Origin of the sequence: Pseudofrankia sp. DC12 (assembly GCF_000966285.1) — a bacterium.
Lineage (GTDB): Bacteria > Actinomycetota > Actinomycetes > Frankiales > Frankiaceae > Pseudofrankia.
The window spans coordinates 4,453,006-4,470,288 of the sequence record NZ_KQ031391.1 but is presented as its reverse complement, the minus strand read 5'-3'; the positions used below and the strand labels follow the sequence as shown (position 1 = coordinate 4,470,288).

Here is a 17,283-nt window from a genome sequence, read left to right as displayed (position 1 = left end):
CGTCGGCGGCCGGCACGGAAGCGCCGACCGAGCGTGGCAGGCTACAGGGCGGCTGGCCCAGAACGGCAGCCGAGGCGGAGAGGCGGGGAACAAGCGTGACCAGGTCCAGCGCGAGCAGGTCGAGCTCGGGCGATCGGCCCGCCGTGCCGACTCCCGCCGCCGGGACGGGACCGCGGATCGCGGTGCTCGGCACCGGCTACCTGGGCGCCACCCACGCCGTCTGCATGGCGGAGCTGGGCTTCACCGTGGTCGGCTACGACGTCGACGCGACCAAGGTGGAGCGCCTCGCCGCCGGCGAGGTGCCGATCTTCGAGCCGGGCCTCGAGGAGCTGCTCCGCAAGAACCTCGAGTCCGGCCGGCTGTCCTTCACCACCGACATCGACGGCATCGCCGGCTGGGCCGACGTGCACTTCGTCTGCGTCGGCACGCCGCAGCGGGCCGGTGACGGCGGCGCGGACCTGCGCTACGTCGACGCCGCCGTGGACCAGCTGATCGCGGCCGGCCTGGCCCCGGGCGCGCTGATCGTCGGCAAGTCGACCGTCCCGGCGGGCACGGCCGCCGGCCTCGCGGCCCGGATCAGCACCGCGGCGCCCGATGTCGAGCTCGCCTGGAACCCGGAGTTCCTGCGCGAGGGCTTCGCCGTCGAGGACACCCTGCGGCCCGACCGGCTGGTGTTCGGCGTCAGGCCGGGCGGTGCCGCCGAGGTGCGGCTGCGCGCGGTGTACGCGGCGACGATCGAGGCGGGCACGCCGGTGGTCGTCACCGACTACGCCACCGCCGAACTGGTCAAGGTCGCCGCGAACGCGTTCCTCGCCACCAAGATCTCGTTCATCAACGCGATGGCGGAGATCTGCGACGTGGCCGGCGCCGACGTGCTGGAGCTGGCCACCGCGATCGGCTACGACGCCCGGATCGGCAACCGTTTCCTGCGCCCCGGCATCGGCTTCGGCGGCGGCTGCCTGCCCAAGGACATCCGCGCATTCCAGGCCAGGGCGACCGAGCTGGGCGCCGGGTCGTCACTGGCGTTCCTGGCCGAGATCGACGCGGTGAACCTGCGAGCCAGGCAGCGGGCGGTGACGCTGACCCGCGCGGCGCTGGGTGGCACGGTCGCCGGCCGGCGGCTCGGCGTGCTCGGCGCCGCGTTCAAGCCGAACTCCGATGACATCCGTGACTCGCCGGCGCTCGACATCGCCGCCGCGCTCGCCGCCGAGGGCGCGCGGGTCAGCGTCTACGACCCGGCGGCGGTCCCGAACGCGCGGCTGCGCTACCCGTCACTGGAGTACGCCGCGTCGGTACGGGAGGCGGTGACGGCCGCGGACGCGGTGCTGGTGCTCACCGAGTGGGCCGAGTTCCGTTCGCTGGACCCGGCGGCGCTGCTGCCCCACGTCGCCGGCGCCGTGGTCGTCGACGGCCGGCACGCCCTCGACGAGCAGCGCTGGCGCGACGCGGGCTGGGAGTACCACAGCCTGGGCCGGCCGAGTCAGCCCGCCAGCCCGGCGGGCGAGGGCGAGCTCCGCGACGACGAGGCCGCGGCCTGAGCCGCGGAAGCGGCCCTCTGAGCTGGCCCGAGGCCCACGTGTGTCTGGCACCGGCGTGGGAGCCCCGCGGATTCCACATGGGCAGCGCCCCGGTTGTGACCCGGAATGCTTATTGTCACGTTGGAGTGGATTCGGCCGATGAGGGCCGATGAGGGCCGATGAGGGCCGATGAGGTGCGTGGTCGAAGGTCCCGGGGCGCTCGACTGCGCCGCCGACGACCGGAGGACCGTGTCACGACGCGCGCCTGAGGGCACACCATCCGTCAATACAACCCGTCATCCTCCAAGGAGAACTGTTGCCTCCCGTCGTTGATCCGATCGTCTCCGTGTCGACCAGAGCGGGTGCGCCAGTAGGCCGCCGGGGGCAGTCGATGGACCGCCAGGAGACGTCGGTAGTCTCGGCAGGTGGCAGAAATCAACCGAGGTTGCCTGTCGTGAAGCATCGGGCACGGCCCTCCCGGGTCCAGCTGCTCATCCGTGAGGTCGGCAAGTTCGGCGTCGTAGGTGCCGTCGCATATGTCGTCGACTTCGTCGCGTCGAACGTGTGTCACGTCCAGTTCCACATGGACTGGCTGCTGGCGAAGACGATTTCCACGGTCATAGCGGCGACCGTCGCGTACATCGGGAACCGTAAGTGGTCCTTCGCCCACCGCGCGCGCAGCGGCGTTCGCCGTGAGTACACGCTCTTCTTCGTTCTCAATGTGATCGGCCTCGGCATCGCGCTCGGCTGCCTCGGCTTCGGCGAGTATGTGCTGCACCTGAAGGGCGCTCTCGCCTTCAACGTGTTTGGCAACGTGTTGGGAACCGGGCTGGGCACGGTGTTCCGTTTCTGGGCGTACAAGCGCTGGGTCTTCCTGCACCCGGACCACCCGCGCGCGGTCGCCGGCCCGGACACCACGCCCGCCGCCCGCGTCCCGGAGCCAGCCGGCCGCTGAGCCCTTCCCCCGCGCGCACGACCGCCGCGGGGAGGCGCGTCGGAGCCAGTCCCGCCGTCGGGCCCTGAGAGTCGACGGCACAGCACGGCATTCACCCATGCCCGCGGATAACGGCGCCGACCGGACCAGCCGGCCGGCGCCGCTGCTTGCCCAGGGCCGGAATGCGGCGCGGCGGAAACAACGGAAGCCTGTCGGACCTGCGACGTCCCATGTCCGACAAGCGACCGGAAGATGCCCCAGCCGGGGCGACCTCCTAACATCGGACACCGGTCCGGGGTTTGAGCAATCGGGGTCCCCGGGGACCGTTCCGGGAGGGGAACCACAACCATGCAGCCATCGGACTACGAGCCGGACAACTCGGACGCCGAGACCCAGCTCGTCGGCGGCGCCGCGACGCCGGCCCAGCCGCCCTATCCACCGGGCTCGGCTGGCGGAGGCGCAGGCCAGACGCCGCCACCTCCGGCCGGCCAGCAGCCCTATCCACCGACCACCGCGTACCCGCCCGGCTATCCGGCACCCCAGACCCCGGCGCCGGGCGCGTACGACCCGCAGCAGCAGTACCCGGCCCCGCCCGGCTACCCCGCCCAGGGCTATCCGCAGCAGCAGCCCGGTTACGGCACCCCCGCGCCGGGCTACGACTACGGCCAGCAGGCCCAGCAGCCCGGTTATGACTACGGCCAGGCCCAGCAGCCGGGGTACCCCGGGTACACGCCGCAGCAGCCCGGTTACGGCACCCCCGCGCCGGGCTACGACTACAGCCAGCAGCCTGGCTACAGCCAGCAGCCTGGCTACGGCCAGCCGCCCGGCTACGGGCCCGGCTACCCGGGTGCCCCGCGGCCGCCGCGCGACAACAACCGCCGCAACCTGATCATCGGCGGGGTCGCGGCCGGTGTCGTCGTGGTCATCCTGATCGTGGTCCTGGCGGTCACCCTGTCCGGCGGCGGCAACAAGCCGACGCCCCGCCCGACGTCCTCGCCGACCGTCACTGTCGCGCCGTCGACCGCCGTCCCCACGACGGCACCGACGACGCAGGCACCGACACCGACGCCGACCGGGCTGAGCTCGGACGAGCAGGCACTGGTCGACCAGCTCGACCCGTCCTCAATGACGAACTGCGACCCGGCGCCCGACCAGGAGAACGACGACATCCAGGCGGCCGTGCTGTGCTCATCCGGTGACGACGGGCGCGGCGTCTACGCGTTCAGCTACGTCAACGACTCCGGTCTTCAGCACGACACGAAGTTCTACAGCGACGCGATCACCGACACCGGCGACTGCAAGGATGGCAAGGACCAGGTCAGCACCTGGAACTATGAGAACCGGGAGACCGACGAGGGTGCGCTGCTGTGCGGCCACACCAGCGACGGCTCCGCCTACATTCGCTGGTACTACGACGACAAGCTGCTCGGATTCTTCGCCACGGACAAGGACGGAGCCGCCCTCTACACGTGGTGGCGTAACTTCGAAGCCGTTCAGTAATGAATGCTGCCTCACGGTGACCAACCGCCGCCCGGACCGACCGTCCGGGCGGCGGCACCCGCTGGAGGCGCTGATAGCCCGGACCGGCCCGCCGCCAGGCAGGTGGCCGGCTGAACCAGGCTGGTGGCCGCCCACGTCGGTGGTCCGTCGTCGGGCCCTGTCCCAGCTAACAACCTGTCCACGACCATGCGGCCGCGGGCGGACTCCCGGGAGGAACGGTGGCGAGCCCGCCCGACAACGTGCCGCCTCGACCTGACGGCACCGCGCGCGACGACGGTCCCTGGACGTCGCTCGCCAGCTGGGCGGACGTCACCCCGCTGCCGCTCCGGGAAGGTCCAGGCGCGCCGCCGGCCCAGGCGTCGCCACGACCGGCGCCGCCCGCGCCGCAGCCCGGCCGTCCGATGCCGCAGCCTGGCCGTCCGATGCCGCAGCCTGGCCGTCCCGTGCCGGTCCTACCGCCGCCGGGCCGGCCGGCGCCGCCGCCGGCCCCCTTCCCGCCGACCGCGTCCGCGCCGCAGGCGGGTGCACCGGGCCGGATACCGCCTCCGCCAGGCTGGGCCGGCCCGCCGGGCCCGCCTCAGGCCCCTCGCCCGCCGTGGCCGCCGGCACCGCCAGCCTCCTGGCCGGGAATGCCGCCCGGTCCGGGTGTCCGTGGTCCCGGCACGATGCCGGTGGCCATGACCCCGTTCCCCGGCGCCGGTCAGCACCGTCAGTCCCGACCGTTGGTGGTCGCGCTGGTCGTGACCGCAGGGGTGGTGATGCTCGCAGCCGTCGTCGGTGGCCTGTTCGCGGTCGCGACGAGGTCCGGCGGGGCCGCCGCGTCCCCAGCAGCCGCGCCGGCCGCGACACCGGAGCTGGCCTGGACCGAGGCGCAGCGGGCCCTCGCGGCCCGGCTGGACCCGGCCGCGGTCAGCGACTGCCGGCCGAACCCGGCCCCAGCCGGCGCCGGGGTGACGGCCGCGCTGTTCTGCTCGGCCACCGACACCCACCAGCAGATCGCCGTCTTCGGCTACCGCGACGACGCCAGCCTGACCGCCGACGTCGCGGCCCGGGCCGACGGCGTGGCCGGCGACGGCCGGTGTGAGGACGGCGGGAGCGAGATCTTCACCTGGGACACCGGCCCCCGCACCCAGACCGGCGGCACGGTCATCTGCGACACCCGCGCCGGCCAGCACTTCCTGTTCTGGACCGCGGACGCGGACCTGGTCTCGTTCCTCGGCTACGGAAGCGACCCTCGGGCACTGTTCGACTGGTGGGAGTCGTTCCAGCCCTTCCCGGACTCGACGGACCCATCCGCCTCGACGGCCCGCCCGGCCTGACCGACGGCCCCTCGGGCGGAGCAGGTGGCCGTGAGACCCGGCGCTCGCCAGGTCCGCCGGCGGCAACGAACCGCGGCCGGTGGGCGTCGCACCGACCGGGAACGTACCGGTACGCCCATCCTGGGCGGCGGCCGAACGGGAGGGGACCCGATGCGGCGTGGGACTGTCGCTGCGGTGGCGGCCGGCGGGGCGCTGGTGGTCGCCGCCGCAGTGACCATCACCGTGCTCCTCACCACCGGCGGCGGGTCGGCCGCCGGTGGCACCCGGCCGGCCGACTCCGCCACCCAGGCCGCCCCGCCCGTCGGCTTCACATCGCCGCCAGACGGCCTCACGCCGGCCCAGCGGGCGCTCGCCGGGACACTCGGGCCGCTGAAGGTGCACGACTGCGCGCCGGCACCCGCGGAGCGGGTCACCGAGCCGCCCGGCCCGGGGCTCGGCCTCGGCCAGGGCGTCGACGCGGCGGTCCGTTGCGCGACGAACGTGCTGGCCGGTGAGCCGGGGCCGGCCGAGCTCGTCGCCCGGCACTACCGGGACGCGGCCGCACTGAAGGCCGACGCCGACCGGCGGGCCGCCGCGATCGACGACGTCGGCAGCTGCTCGGCCGGCCAGCCGAGCACGGAGACCTGGGGCCGCTCGACCAGGCAGCTGGGCGTCTTCCTGTGCGACCACGTCCCGGCCGGGACGCCCGCCGGCACCTTCGCCATCTTCTGGACCGTGACCGCCGACCAGACCGCGCTGACGGCCAGCGGCACCGACGCGGCAGGCCTGATCGCGTGGTGGCGCGGCTTCACCGCGCCGTAGGGCGAATCCACCAGGAGTCAGGCACTCTCGCGCCCGCGCAGGTCCTCACCGAGCTCGTAGAGGCGCAGGTGCACCTGCTCGACGTTCGGGACGCTGGCCAGGCTCAGCTGGCCGCGCTCGCCGGCGCTCTCAATCGTCAGCGTGCCCGAGCTGAACATCCGCTCGAACAGGGTCTGGTTGAAGCCGATGTCGTTGATCCGGACCAGCGGGATGTCGTGGCCGGTCCTGGTCAGGATGCCGTGCCGCAGCAGCACCCGCTCTGTGGTGATCACATAGCGGGTGGTGACCCAGCGCAGCCACGGCCGGACGCTGAGGTAGGACAGCGCGGCCACGGCGACGATCAGAACCAGGTACTGGAGCGGCTTCTGCACCGAGCCGCTCGGCGCGAAGAACACCCCGAGCACCGCGAGCAGAAGTACCAGCGCCGCGCTGGCCAGCGGCCCCACCAGCCGGACCCAGTGCGGATGCAGGTCCAGCACGACGATCTCGTCGTCGGTCAGGATGTCCTCGGGAAAGCCCACGGACCGATGTTCGCACTTGCGGCGAAGCGACCGGGCATGGGCCGCCGCGCGTCATTCCGGGGGCCGTCGGCCGTTTGCCTACGGCTCGGTCCGGGCGGGTGCCGTCATCCCCGCGCCCGTCGCCGCCGGGCGCAGGTGCACGACGTCGGCGGCGCTGAACGCGCGGCCGTTCACGACCAGCCGGCCGGACCCGTCGACGTCGCCCGCCACGCCCACGACGCTCTCGCCGCCGGGCAGTTCGACCCGGACGTCGCGGCCGAGCGTCGCGCACACCGCTCGGTAGGCCGGGCGGGCGGCGCCCGGGTCCTGCTCGAAAGCCGTCAGCGCCCGCGCCAGGTCGGTCAGCAGCGAGGCCAGCAGCTCCGTGCGGCTCGCGACCAGGGCGCCGCCCGTGCCCCAGGACCCGATCCCGGCGCCGGCGAGGACGGCGAGGCTGGTGGCCCCCGGCGGGAGGTCGGCCGCGGCGGTGTGGACGTTCAGGCCGAAGCCGATGACCAGTCCCGGCGGCCCAGGCGGGCTCGGCACCAGCTCGACGAGGATGCCCGCCAGCTTCGCGCCGTCGGCCTGCACGTCGTTCGGCCACTTGAGCCACGCCGGCACCCCGTACCGGGAGCGCAACGTGCCGACGAGCGCCGTCCCCGCGACCATCGGCACCCAGCCCAGCATCGACGCCGGATTGGGCCAGGCACCGGTCGCCGGGCGCGCCAGCAGCGAGACGGTCAGCCCGCGGCCCGCCGGCGACTCCCACGTCCGGTCCAGCCGACCACGCCCGGCCCGCTGCCGCTCGGCGGCGACGACCAGCCCCGCGGCCTCCCCGGCCCGCGCCCGCACGGCCACGTCAGCGTTGGTGGACCCGGTCTCGGCGACGACCTCAACCCGCAGGCCGACGGCCGCACCGGCCACAGCCAGCCGCACACCATCCAGCAGATCCTCACCACCACTCACAACCCCAGCCTGCCACCACCGCCCCAAAGCACCGCCTCCCCACTCCCGTTCCCCGGCAGCCCGCTCCCCCGGACTCAGCGAGACCGGCGAGCCGAATCAAGAAACCGGCAACCAGCACCACCCAGCCTCACCCAAGAAACAACCCGCCCAGCCCAGCCAAGATCGCGACCCTGGACGAGCGCCCGCCTCCGCACTTCATCCCAAGCCCAGAATCACGGTGGCGAGGGCGCGAAGCGCCCGAAGCAGGCGGCGCGGCCCGCGGGCGCTCCGCGCCCGTCCGGGCCGCGCGCCGTGAGACGGAGTGCACTGTTGCTCGCACCCGTACCCGGCCTGGCCGTACGCTGCCGCGCATGGCACTTGCGGCGCCCTCGACTGATCCCACGCCCGACCCGCACACCACCGCGGGCAAGCTCGCGCAGCTTCATCGGGTGAACGACGATGCCGTCCACGCCGGCTCGCAGCGCGCGGTCGACGCGCAGCACGCCAAGGGCAAGATGACGGCCCGCGAGCGGATCGACGCCTTCCTGGACCCGGGCTCGTTCGTCGAGACCGACGCGTTCATGCGCCACCGCGCGCGCGACTTCGGGGTCGACAAGAACCGGCCCTACGGCGACGGCGTGGTCACCGGCTATGGGACCGTCGACGGGCGCCAGGTGTGCGTGTTCAGCCAGGACGCCACCGTCTTCGGCGGCAGCCTCGGCGAGGTCTTCGGCGAGAAGATCGTCAAGGTCATGGACCTGGCCGTGCGGACCGGCTGCCCGGTCATCGGCATCAACGACTCCGGCGGCGCCCGTATCCAGGAGGGCGTCGTCGCGCTCGGCCTGTACGGCGAGATCTTCTACCGGAACGTGCTGGCCAGCGGGGTCGTCCCGCAGCTTTCGCTGATCATGGGCCCGTGCGCCGGCGGTGCCGTGTACTCACCGGCGATCACCGACTTCACCCTCATGGTCGACAAGACCAGCCACATGTTCATCACCGGGCCGGACGTCATCAAGGAAGTCACCGGCGAGGACGTCGGCATGGAGGAGCTCGGCGGCGCGCACACGCACAACTCGAAGAGCGGTGTCGCGCACTTCCAGGCCACCGACGAGACCGAGTGCTTCGAGCTCGCGAAGGCGCTGCTGTCGTACCTGCCGCCGAACAACATGGACGAGGCGCCGGTCTACGACGAGGTCGCCGACCTCGACGCCGAGATCGACGCCGACCTCGACACGTTCATCCCGGACTCGGCCAACACCCCGTACGACATGCACAAGGTGATCGAGAAGATCCTCGACGACGGGGACTTCCTCGAGGTGCACGCCCAGTTCGCGATGAACATCATCGTCGGCTTCGGCCGGGTCGACGGGCGCTCGGTCGGCATCGTCGCGAACCAGCCGATGCAGTTCGCCGGCACGCTGGACATCGACGCCTCCGAGAAGGCCGCCCGGTTCGTGCGGACCTGTGACGCGTTCAACATCCCGGTGCTGACGTTCGTCGACGTCCCTGGCTTCCTGCCGGGCACGTCACAGGAGTGGACCGGCATCATCCGCCGCGGCGCGAAGCTGATCTACGCCTACGCCGAGGCCACCGTCCCGAAGGTCACGGTCATCACGCGCAAGGCCTACGGCGGCGCCTATGACGTCATGGGCTCCAAGCACCTCGGCGCGGACATCAACCTCGCTTGGCCGACGGCCGAGATCGCCGTCATGGGCGCCCGGGGCGCCGTCAACATCATCTACAGGCGTGAGCTGAGCGGGTCCGAGAACCCGGACTCCCGGCGCGCCGAGCTGATCGACGACTACAACGAGCACTTCGCGACGCCGTACATCGCGGCCGAGCGCGGCTACCTGGACGCGGTGATCCAGCCGTCGGTGACCCGGCGCGAGGTCATCCGCGCGCTGCGGCTGCTGCGCAACAAGCGCCAGACCCTGCCGCCGAAGAAGCACGGCAACATCCCGCTGTGACGAACCGGGGACAGCAGAGATCTTCAAGGAGGTGTTCGTGGCGCAGAGCGAACCGGTCGAGCAGCGCCGGCCGCTGCTGAAGCTGGTCCGCGGCGACGCGACCCCGGAGGAGATCGCGGCCATCGTCGCGGTGCTGGCGGCCCACGCCGCCGCGAGTGCCGTGCCGGCGCCGCGGCCACCCCGGTCGGTCTGGGCCGACCGGGGCTACGCGATGCGGGTCACCACCGGCCCAGGCACCGGTGGCTGGCACCGCGCAAGCCGGGTCGCCAGCATGCGGACCACGTGAGTTTCCTCACCCAATAGCAAGGCATCTCATTTTCCAAGCGTCACCAGCCGGTCTTTTCGACCGGGATAGAGCGCGGGGTCCCGCGGGTGCGGCGGCCGCCGAATCCGCGGGGAGGCACCCCGCGGTCTGGTCGCCCTAGACTCGGGCAGGCCGAACGAGGACGGGAGAAACGTGCGCAAGATCCTCATCGCCAACCGCGGCGAGATCGCCGTTCGGGTGGCGCGGGCCTGCAAGGACGCCGGCTACGCCAGCGTCGCGGTCTATGCGGAGCCTGACATCGACGCCCTGCACGTTCGCGTCGCCGATGAGGCGTACGCACTCGGCGGCTCGACCCCCGGCGACTCGTACCTGCGGATCGACAAGATCCTCGACGCGATCGTGAAGTCGGGCGCGGACGCGGTCCATCCCGGCTACGGCTTCCTCTCGGAGAACGCCGACTTCGCCGAGGCCGTCATCGCCGACGGGCTGACCTGGATCGGCCCGTCGCCGGACGCGATCCGCCGGCTCGGCGACAAGACCCAGGCCCGGCACATCGCGCTGGCCGTCGGCGCCCCGCTCGCGCCGGGTACGGCCGACCCGGTCGCCGGTGTCGACGAGGTCGTCGCCTTCGCCGACGAGTACGGCCTGCCCGTCGCCATCAAGGCGGCGTTCGGTGGCGGTGGCCGCGGTCTGAAGGTCGCGTGGACGCAGGACGAGCTGCCCGAGCTGTTCGAGAGCGCGGTCCGCGAGGCGGTCGCAGCGTTCGGCCGGGGCGAGTGCTTCGTCGAGCGCTACCTCGACCAGCCCCGCCACGTCGAGACCCAGATCCTCGCCGACACCCACGGCAACGTGGTCGTCGTCGGCACCCGGGACTGCTCCCTGCAGCGGCGCTACCAGAAGCTGGTCGAGGAGGCGCCCGCCCCGTTCCTCACCGACGCCCAGCGCGCGTCGCTGTACGAGGCGTCCAAGAAGATCGCCAAGGAGGCCGGCTACATCGGCGCCGGCACCTGCGAGTTCCTGGTCGCCAAGGACGGGCTGATCAGCTTCCTCGAGGTCAACACCCGGCTGCAGGTCGAGCACCCGGTGACCGAGGAGACGACCGGCATCGACCTGGTGCGCGAGCAGTTCCGCATCGCCGAGGGCGAGGTTCTCGGCTTCACCGACCCGCCGGCGCGCGGCCACTCGATCGAGTTCCGGATCAACGGCGAGGACCCGGGCCGCAAGTTCCTGCCCGCGCCGGGCACCGTGACCAAGCTCGTGCTGCCGACCGGACCCGGGGTGCGGGTCGACGCCGGCATCGAGAGCGGCAGCGTCATCGGCGGGGCGTTCGACTCCCTGCTGGCCAAGCTGATCGTCACCGGTGCGACTCGCCAGCAGGCGATCGAGCGGGCCCGCCGGGCGCTGGACGAGCTGGTCGTCGAGGGCATGGCGACGGCGCTGCCGTTCCACCGCGCGGTCGTCCGGGACGAGGCCTTCGCGCCGGTCGCGACCGACGAGCCGTTCACGATCCACAACCGCTGGATCGAGACCGAGTTCATCAACACCATCCCGGCCTTCGCCGGCGGCGCCGACGGCGAGGACGCCGAGGCCGGCGCCCGCGAGACGGTTGTCGTCGAGGTCGGTGGCAAGCGGCTGGAGGTCGTGCTCCCGGCGGGCCTCGGCGCGTCGGCGGGCGGCTCGGGTGGCGGCGGGCGTGGCCCGGCGCCGAAGCGCAAGGCCAGCGGCAAGAAGGCCGGCGCCGCCACCGGCAACTCGCTGACCAGCCCGATGCAGGGGACCATCGTCAAAGTGGGCGTGGCGGACGGCGACATCGTGGCAGAAGGCGACCTGATCGTCGTCCTCGAGGCGATGAAGATGGAGCAGCCGATTACCGCGCACCGGGCCGGAACTGTCACCGGCCTGACCGCCGCCGTCGGCGCCGTGGTCCCCAGCGGCACCGTCCTCTGCGAGATCAAGGACTGACACCGGTCAGGGCCCGGAGCACACCACGAAGCCCCGGCTCCGCCATCGCGGCGGGCCGGGGCTTCGCGTTGCCCGGGCGGAACGCTGCCGGCGCCTTCCCTGGATCGGGTCTGGCCGGCAGGCCGCCACCTTCGAGCCTTGATCGCCATAGGGGCCAAGACGGCGATCAACAGCGGGGGAGCCACGCCGCCGGACCGGGCGGGGGCGCGTCTCGTGCGGATGGCGCCGTCATTGGCGGTGGCTGACGCCGGGGCAGGGAGTGCTGGGGCGCACGGTTCCAGCGGCCACAAGGGTCCGTAGGCTCAGGGCATGGACGGTGGCAGGGACGCCGCGACGGCCGATGGCGCCGCGACGATGACGGCGGACGCGACGGCGGACGCGAGCACGACGGCGGCGGACACCAGCACGACGCCGCAGGCGGGCGGTGAGGCGGTGACGCGGCCGCCGTTCGCGGGACGCGTCTCGTACGTGTTCAGCGGGCGGATGCCGACGCAGTACTCCGGGTGGGTCTTCCAGGACCTGACCGCGCCGGGCTGGCGGTGGCGGCAGGCGCTGCGGTCGGTGCTGATGATGCTGCCGTTCGCGGTCATTCTCGCGGTGCTGCCGGGGCCGCCCGGTACCCGGGGCATGCTGGCCGGGTTCCTGCTGGTGGCCGCCGCGTCAATGGGCCTGATCCTGGCCGGCAGCTTCCGCAACCGGCGGCTCGTCCAGAACGGCTTCCCGCCGATCGTCCGGCCCGAGGAGGACGAGGACGAACCGGAGGCGACGCCGGCCCTGGAGGCGCCAGTGGCGACTCCCAAGGGCGCCGACGCGGGCACCGGGGCCGATGTCACGACGCCAGCCGGACCTCCTGCCGGCGGGGGCGGCTACGATCCGGCGGACCCCGAGGGCATCAACGCCTGAGGGTCAGGCGGTCGGGCGGGAGCGCAGTTCGGCGACGTAGTCGTCCGGGGCGCCGGCCTTCTCGGCGCCATCGGCGATCGCGGCCAGGTGCTCGGCGGATGGCAGTCCGCCCTCGTAGGCGTCGAGCACGTAGGTCCAGGCGAGCATGTCGCCGTCGAGGGTCTCCACGCGTACTCGGATGCGGGTGTAGAGCCCGGTGTCCGCGCCTTCCCAGACGTCTAGCCGGTCCAGGTCGTAGCGGTCAAGGTCAAAGAGCATCACGTAAACCCGGCCGGCCACATACGGGACGATGGTGGCGATCGCGCCATCGACGCCGAGCTGTTCCCCGCCAAACGTAAGCCGCCAGCCGCTGAGCCAGCCGGTCCCGGTCACCGGCGAATGCGGAGCGCGCTCCTTCATCTTCGCCGGGTCAAGGTTGCTGGCATACGCTGCGTACAGGTTCATGTCGGCTCTCTCATCCCATCACCCGGGCCAGTCTGGCCCGGCGGCCGGTGTCGGCCGGGTCGCGAGCGGCGTAAGCACGCATGGGGGCGTGACGGCGAGGCCCGTTCGCCTCGCCATTATGCGACCGGCGGCCCGCTTGATCACACCGGCCATTCCGTAGACGCTGGCCACATTGGCTAAGCGTGGCCATCACGGGGAATGGGCGGGTGGAGTCCCGCTGGCCGGCTGTTCGCCGCCCGTCCGCCGGAAGCACTCCCCCCGGGGCGCGGCGCCGCGCCGCTCGCCGGCGGGCCGCCCGGCCGGGTCGTCCGCGGGGACGCGGGCTGACGCCGGCACTGTGCGCTGGCCCACCGGAGGTGCCGCGCCGACGGACGGTGCGGCCCGTGCGGGCAGGATGGGGACCGAGCGGCACTAGCGAACAACGACGGCAACGACGGCAACGACATCGGCGTCGACCAGGGCGACACTGCGAACCGGCGGGACAGCGAACCCGGCGGGACAGCGAACCCGGTGCGACGGCGAACCGGCGCGACGGCGAGCAGCAATCGAGAAGAGCGGCGACCGAGCAGCCAGAACGCGCCCGGGGACCGCGCGGACAGGGCAGGGATGGCGGCGTGGCTGGCAGCAGGAATGGCAAGGAGGGGGCCGTGAGCCGGATCGTCATCCTCGGCGGGGGGCCAGGCGGCTATGAGGCGGCGCTGGTGGCCGCGTCGCTCGGGGCCGCTACCACGCTGGTCGACTCGGACGGCATCGGCGGCGCGTGCGTCCTGACAGACTGCGTGCCGTCCAAGACGCTCATCGCCACCTCGGAGACGATGACCTCGGTGGCCGCGGCCCCGGCGCTGGGCCTGGCCGGCCGGGGCGTCCCCGCGCGCCCAGCCGGCACCTGGGAGGGCAGCGAGCCGCACCTGACGCCGCCCGAGGTGCTCAGCATCGAGGCGAAGCGGGTCAACAACCGGGTCCGCGAACTCGCGCACGCGCAGTCCAACGACATCGAGACCCGGCTGCGGCGGGAGAAGGTCACCGTCGTCCACGGCAAGGGCCGCCTGGTCGGGCCGCAGGCGGTCGAGACCGACCAGGGCGACGTCTTCATCGGCGACGTGGTGCTCATCGCCACCGGCGCCGCGCCGCGGGTGCTGCCCACGGCCGAGCCGGACGGCGAGCGGATCCTGACCTGGCAGCAGCTCTACGAGCTGTCGGAGATACCCGAGCACCTGGTGGTGATCGGCTCCGGCGTCACCGGCGCCGAGTTCGCCGGCGCCTACCGGGCGCTGGGCGCCGCGGTGACGCTGGTGTCCTCGCGCGAGCGGGTGCTGCCGGGCGAGGACCCGGACGCCGCGATGGTGATCGAGGACGTGTTCCGCGGCCGCGGCATCGAGGTGCTCAACCGGTCCCGCGCGGCGTCGGTGCGCCGGATCGGCGACGGGGTGCTGGTCGAGCTGTCCGACGGGCGGACGGTCACCGGCTCGCACGCACTGATGGCCGTCGGGTCAGTGCCGCGGACGAAGGGCATCGGGCTCACCGAGGTCGGCATCCGGCTCGGCTCGGGCGGGCATGTCGTCGTGGACCGGATGTCACGCACGTCGGTCCCCGGGGTCTATGCCGCCGGTGACTGCACCGGCGTGCTGCCGCTGGCCTCCGTCGCGGCGATGCAGGGGCGGATCGCGATGCGGCACGCGCTCGGTGAGTCCGTGACGCCGCTGCGGCTGGGCACCGTGTCGTCGAACATCTTCACCGACCCGGAGATCGCCACGGTCGGCGTCACCCAGCGGATGAAGGACTCCGGCGCGATCGCCGCCGAGGTGGTCACGCTGCCGCTGGCGCGCAACCCGCGGGCGAAGATGCTCGGCATCTCGGACGGCTTCGTGAAGCTGTTCTGCCGGCCCGGCAGCGGCAGCGTGCTCGGCGGCGTGGTGGTCGCGCCGCGGGCCTCGGAGCTGATCCTCTCGATCTCCCTCGCGGTCGCCAACGGCCTGACCGCCGAGCAGCTGGCGAACACCTTCTCGATCTACCCGTCGCTGTCTGGCTCGATCACCGAGGTAGCCCGGATGATGCGCTCCGAAGACCTCTTCGCCGCCTTCGACGAAACCATCTAAGGCGATCCTGGACACGGCGCCGGGATGTTCGGGCGCCGGGATCCCTCCCGAACGCGGTTCGGGTAGGCCACTCTCGACGGTAGGGGTCCATCCAGTAGTCCCGCGGCTCGACCAGACAGATAGCGACCGATCGCGGAATTCCAGAGGGTTCGCGCCGCAGCATAGGCCATCGCAGTTGCCCGGAGGCCTCGCGCACGCAGGTACTCGTGGGGGTATATTTGACCCGCCCCGCGACACCGTGGACCGACATGCGAAAAGATAGGATGCGCGACTCGTGGCCCTAGAGGAGCAAATCGCCACGAAGGCGAAGGAGATTCACACCGATGGATACCCGATGTCTATTGGCGAGGTGCTATCCCTATACCGCGACGGCGACATCGAGATACACCCCGAGTTCCAGCGGATCTTTCGCTGGGACAACGAGCAGAAATCCGGGCTGATTGAGTCGATCCTCCTCGGCATCCCGGTCCCGCCAATCTTCGTGTCGCAGCGCGCAGACGGGGTGTGGGATGTCATTGATGGGGTCCAACGTCTCTCGACCGTTCTGCAGTTCGTCGGCGTGTACCGGGACGAATCCGGCGACCTGACTGAGCCGTTGACCCTTTCCAGCACGGAGTACCTTCCAGATCTCGCCGGTCACCGATGGGAGGTCAATGCACCTGGGGGCCACACTTTCTCCGACGCGATGCGTCGCGACTTCAAACGCGCCAAGCTCGAGTTCAGGATCATCCGCAAGGAGTCGGATGCCAACGCGAAGTATGACATGTTCCAACGACTCAACGCAGGGACCCGCCTCTCAGAGCAGGAGGCACGAAATTGCCTGCTCGTGATGCTTAACCGAGAAATGTATACGGAGACCACCCGACTTTCCGAGGCAACTGACTTCCGTTCTGTATGCCAGATCTCCGATCAAAAGGAAAGCCAGGCGTACTACCAGGAGTTGGTGCTGCGCTTCTTCTGTCAGGCAGACTACAGCGGAGGAGCGTCCGAGCTTCCCCGTGAGTTCGGCAAGTACGTGACCGAATGGATGCGAGAAGCGGCCAAGGAGTTTGGCAGCCCGGCATCGAAGATTGACTCGTCACTCTTCGACAGGACCTTCCGCCTCCTCGCGGCGAGCCTCGGCGACGACACGATGCGCCGATGGGACGGCAACCGACATCTCGGCCCTTTCTCGATTGCCTGTTTCGAGTTCGTCACGTCAGGCTTGTGCGCGAACATCGACCTGTGGGAGCAGCGCGCAGAGGCAGAACTCGCCGACCGCGTACGGGGGATCTGGACGGCGCCGCAGTTCCGCGACACCTCCGGAAGCGGAATAAGCGCGCGGCGACGCTTTCCTCGGCTAGTCGTCCGCGCGCGCGACTACTTCGGCCGCTGACCGATGGCGCCGAGAACTATTGGCGAGGTTGAGGACACGCTCGACAACGCGCTATCGTGGCGGAGGGTGGAGCTTCAGGCGCTTCGCGCAGCAATTGCCGACGCGGAGAGAACCGCCCCTGACGCACCGCTCGCAAGAGCTCTCGCGCGTAGCGGCGTGACGATGCTTTATGCTCATTGGGAGGGCTTTGTCAAGGAGGCCTGTCAGGCGTATGTCGACTTTGTGGCTAGACGCAGGCTCCGACTGGACGAGCTTAACGAAGAACTGGTCCGCACAGTGCTGCTATCACTGGGTAAACGCACGGTCGCCGGTGACGAAGGCAGCACGCTGGCCCTCATAGAGGCTGTGATGCGGCCGACTCAGGCGCGGGCCCGGATCCCGAAGAACACGATCGTCGATACGAAGTCGAATCTCCGGTATGCGGTACTCGCCGAGATCATGGGCGCCGTCGGTTTTCCAGCGACGAACTTCGCGACACGCGACAAGCTCATCGACCGCACGCTTTGCGACGGTCGGAACACAATTGCACACGGCCGCAACATGTATCCGGCCGCGGGGTCGTTCAACGACCTACATGCCGAGGTCATGGAGATGATCGAAGACGTCCGTGACCTTGTCCTCGCAGCCGTACGACAAGGAAGCTACCGCAGACCATTTGCACAGCAAGCCAACTGACCTCGGCGGTCTTAAATATTCGACGGGGCGCCCGGGGGACGAGCCTTGTATGGGCGATCGGCTTGTCGCCGACGGGCACA

At 71.4% G+C, this 17,283-nt stretch carries 15 protein-coding genes; 12 read left to right on the top strand and 3 right to left on the bottom strand.

The genetic code is table 11. The annotated features are described in order from the left end of the window. The first annotated feature begins 143 nt into the window (after positions 1-143). The 5 genes from FRADC12_RS18025 to FRADC12_RS18005 all read left to right on the top strand — a co-directional run bounded on the left by FRADC12_RS18025 (position 144) and on the right by FRADC12_RS18005 (position 6,071). Positions 144-1,538 (top strand): UDP-glucose dehydrogenase family protein, encoded by a 1,395-nt coding sequence (locus FRADC12_RS18025; RefSeq protein WP_045877534.1) that lies wholly within the window; start codon positions 144-146, stop codon positions 1,536-1,538. Between the two features lie 433 nt (positions 1,539-1,971). Then, positions 1,972-2,472, top strand: a complete 501-nt coding sequence (locus tag FRADC12_RS18020) for a GtrA family protein (protein ID WP_045877533.1) — start codon at positions 1,972-1,974, stop codon at positions 2,470-2,472. Between the two features lie 327 nt (positions 2,473-2,799). Continuing rightward, entirely contained in the window at positions 2,800-3,951 is a 1,152-nt protein-coding gene (locus FRADC12_RS18015) for a hypothetical protein (protein ID WP_052710987.1), read from the top strand. Between the two features lie 677 nt (positions 3,952-4,628). After that, entirely contained in the window at positions 4,629-5,270 is a 642-nt protein-coding gene (locus FRADC12_RS18010; RefSeq protein WP_157488913.1) for a hypothetical protein, read from the top strand. 150 nt (positions 5,271-5,420) lie between these two features. Continuing rightward, positions 5,421-6,071: a hypothetical protein gene (locus FRADC12_RS18005; protein WP_045877532.1), complete on the top strand. Its 651-nt coding sequence runs from the start codon at positions 5,421-5,423 to the stop codon at positions 6,069-6,071. Positions 6,072-6,088: 17 nt separating this feature from the next. Here FRADC12_RS18005 and FRADC12_RS18000 read toward each other — a convergent pair whose 3' ends face one another. Next, the gene (locus FRADC12_RS18000; protein ID WP_045877531.1) at positions 6,089-6,592 is read right to left on the bottom strand and encodes a PH domain-containing protein; all 504 of its coding nucleotides are present in this window, start codon (positions 6,590-6,592) and stop codon (positions 6,089-6,091) included. A 78-nt stretch (positions 6,593-6,670) separates the two neighbouring features. Further along, positions 6,671-7,537 (bottom strand): biotin--[acetyl-CoA-carboxylase] ligase, encoded by an 867-nt coding sequence (locus FRADC12_RS17995; RefSeq protein ID WP_232303869.1) that lies wholly within the window; start codon positions 7,535-7,537, stop codon positions 6,671-6,673. Between the two features lie 350 nt (positions 7,538-7,887). Between FRADC12_RS17995 and FRADC12_RS17990 the strand changes: the two genes are divergently transcribed. The 4 genes from FRADC12_RS17990 to FRADC12_RS17975 all read left to right on the top strand — a co-directional run bounded on the left by FRADC12_RS17990 (position 7,888) and on the right by FRADC12_RS17975 (position 12,613). Further along, positions 7,888-9,483: an acyl-CoA carboxylase subunit beta gene (locus tag FRADC12_RS17990; protein WP_045877530.1), complete on the top strand. Its 1,596-nt coding sequence runs from the start codon at positions 7,888-7,890 to the stop codon at positions 9,481-9,483. A gap of 37 nt (positions 9,484-9,520) precedes the next feature. Then, positions 9,521-9,769: an acyl-CoA carboxylase epsilon subunit gene (locus FRADC12_RS17985; protein ID WP_045879778.1), complete on the top strand. Its 249-nt coding sequence runs from the start codon at positions 9,521-9,523 to the stop codon at positions 9,767-9,769. A gap of 171 nt (positions 9,770-9,940) precedes the next feature. Continuing rightward, a complete protein-coding gene (locus tag FRADC12_RS17980; RefSeq protein WP_045877529.1) occupies positions 9,941-11,710 on the top strand; it encodes an acetyl/propionyl/methylcrotonyl-CoA carboxylase subunit alpha in 1,770 nt (589 codons plus the stop codon). A gap of 309 nt (positions 11,711-12,019) precedes the next feature. Further along, positions 12,020-12,613, top strand: a complete 594-nt coding sequence (locus FRADC12_RS17975; RefSeq protein WP_052710984.1) for a DUF5313 family protein — start codon at positions 12,020-12,022, stop codon at positions 12,611-12,613. 3 nt (positions 12,614-12,616) lie between these two features. On the opposite strand, the gene FRADC12_RS17970 is transcribed toward FRADC12_RS17975, so the two are convergent. Beyond that, positions 12,617-13,057, bottom strand: a complete 441-nt coding sequence (locus tag FRADC12_RS17970; RefSeq protein WP_045877528.1) for a gamma-glutamylcyclotransferase family protein — start codon at positions 13,055-13,057, stop codon at positions 12,617-12,619. Positions 13,058-13,704: 647 nt separating this feature from the next. On the opposite strand from FRADC12_RS17970, the gene FRADC12_RS17965 reads away from it, so the two are divergent. The 3 genes from FRADC12_RS17965 (at position 13,705) to FRADC12_RS17955 (ending at position 17,203) form a co-directional block, all read left to right on the top strand. Next, on the top strand, positions 13,705-15,153 hold the full coding sequence (locus tag FRADC12_RS17965) for an NAD(P)H-quinone dehydrogenase (RefSeq protein ID WP_045877527.1): 1,449 nt from the start codon (positions 13,705-13,707) through the stop codon (positions 15,151-15,153). A gap of 274 nt (positions 15,154-15,427) precedes the next feature. Further along, on the top strand, positions 15,428-16,528 hold the full coding sequence (locus tag FRADC12_RS17960) for a DUF262 domain-containing protein (RefSeq protein ID WP_045877526.1): 1,101 nt from the start codon (positions 15,428-15,430) through the stop codon (positions 16,526-16,528). Between the two features lie 3 nt (positions 16,529-16,531). After that, complete coding sequence (locus FRADC12_RS17955) at positions 16,532-17,203, top strand: MAE_28990/MAE_18760 family HEPN-like nuclease (protein WP_045877525.1); 672 nt, start codon at positions 16,532-16,534, stop codon at positions 17,201-17,203. The last annotated feature ends 80 nt before the right edge of the window (positions 17,204-17,283 follow it).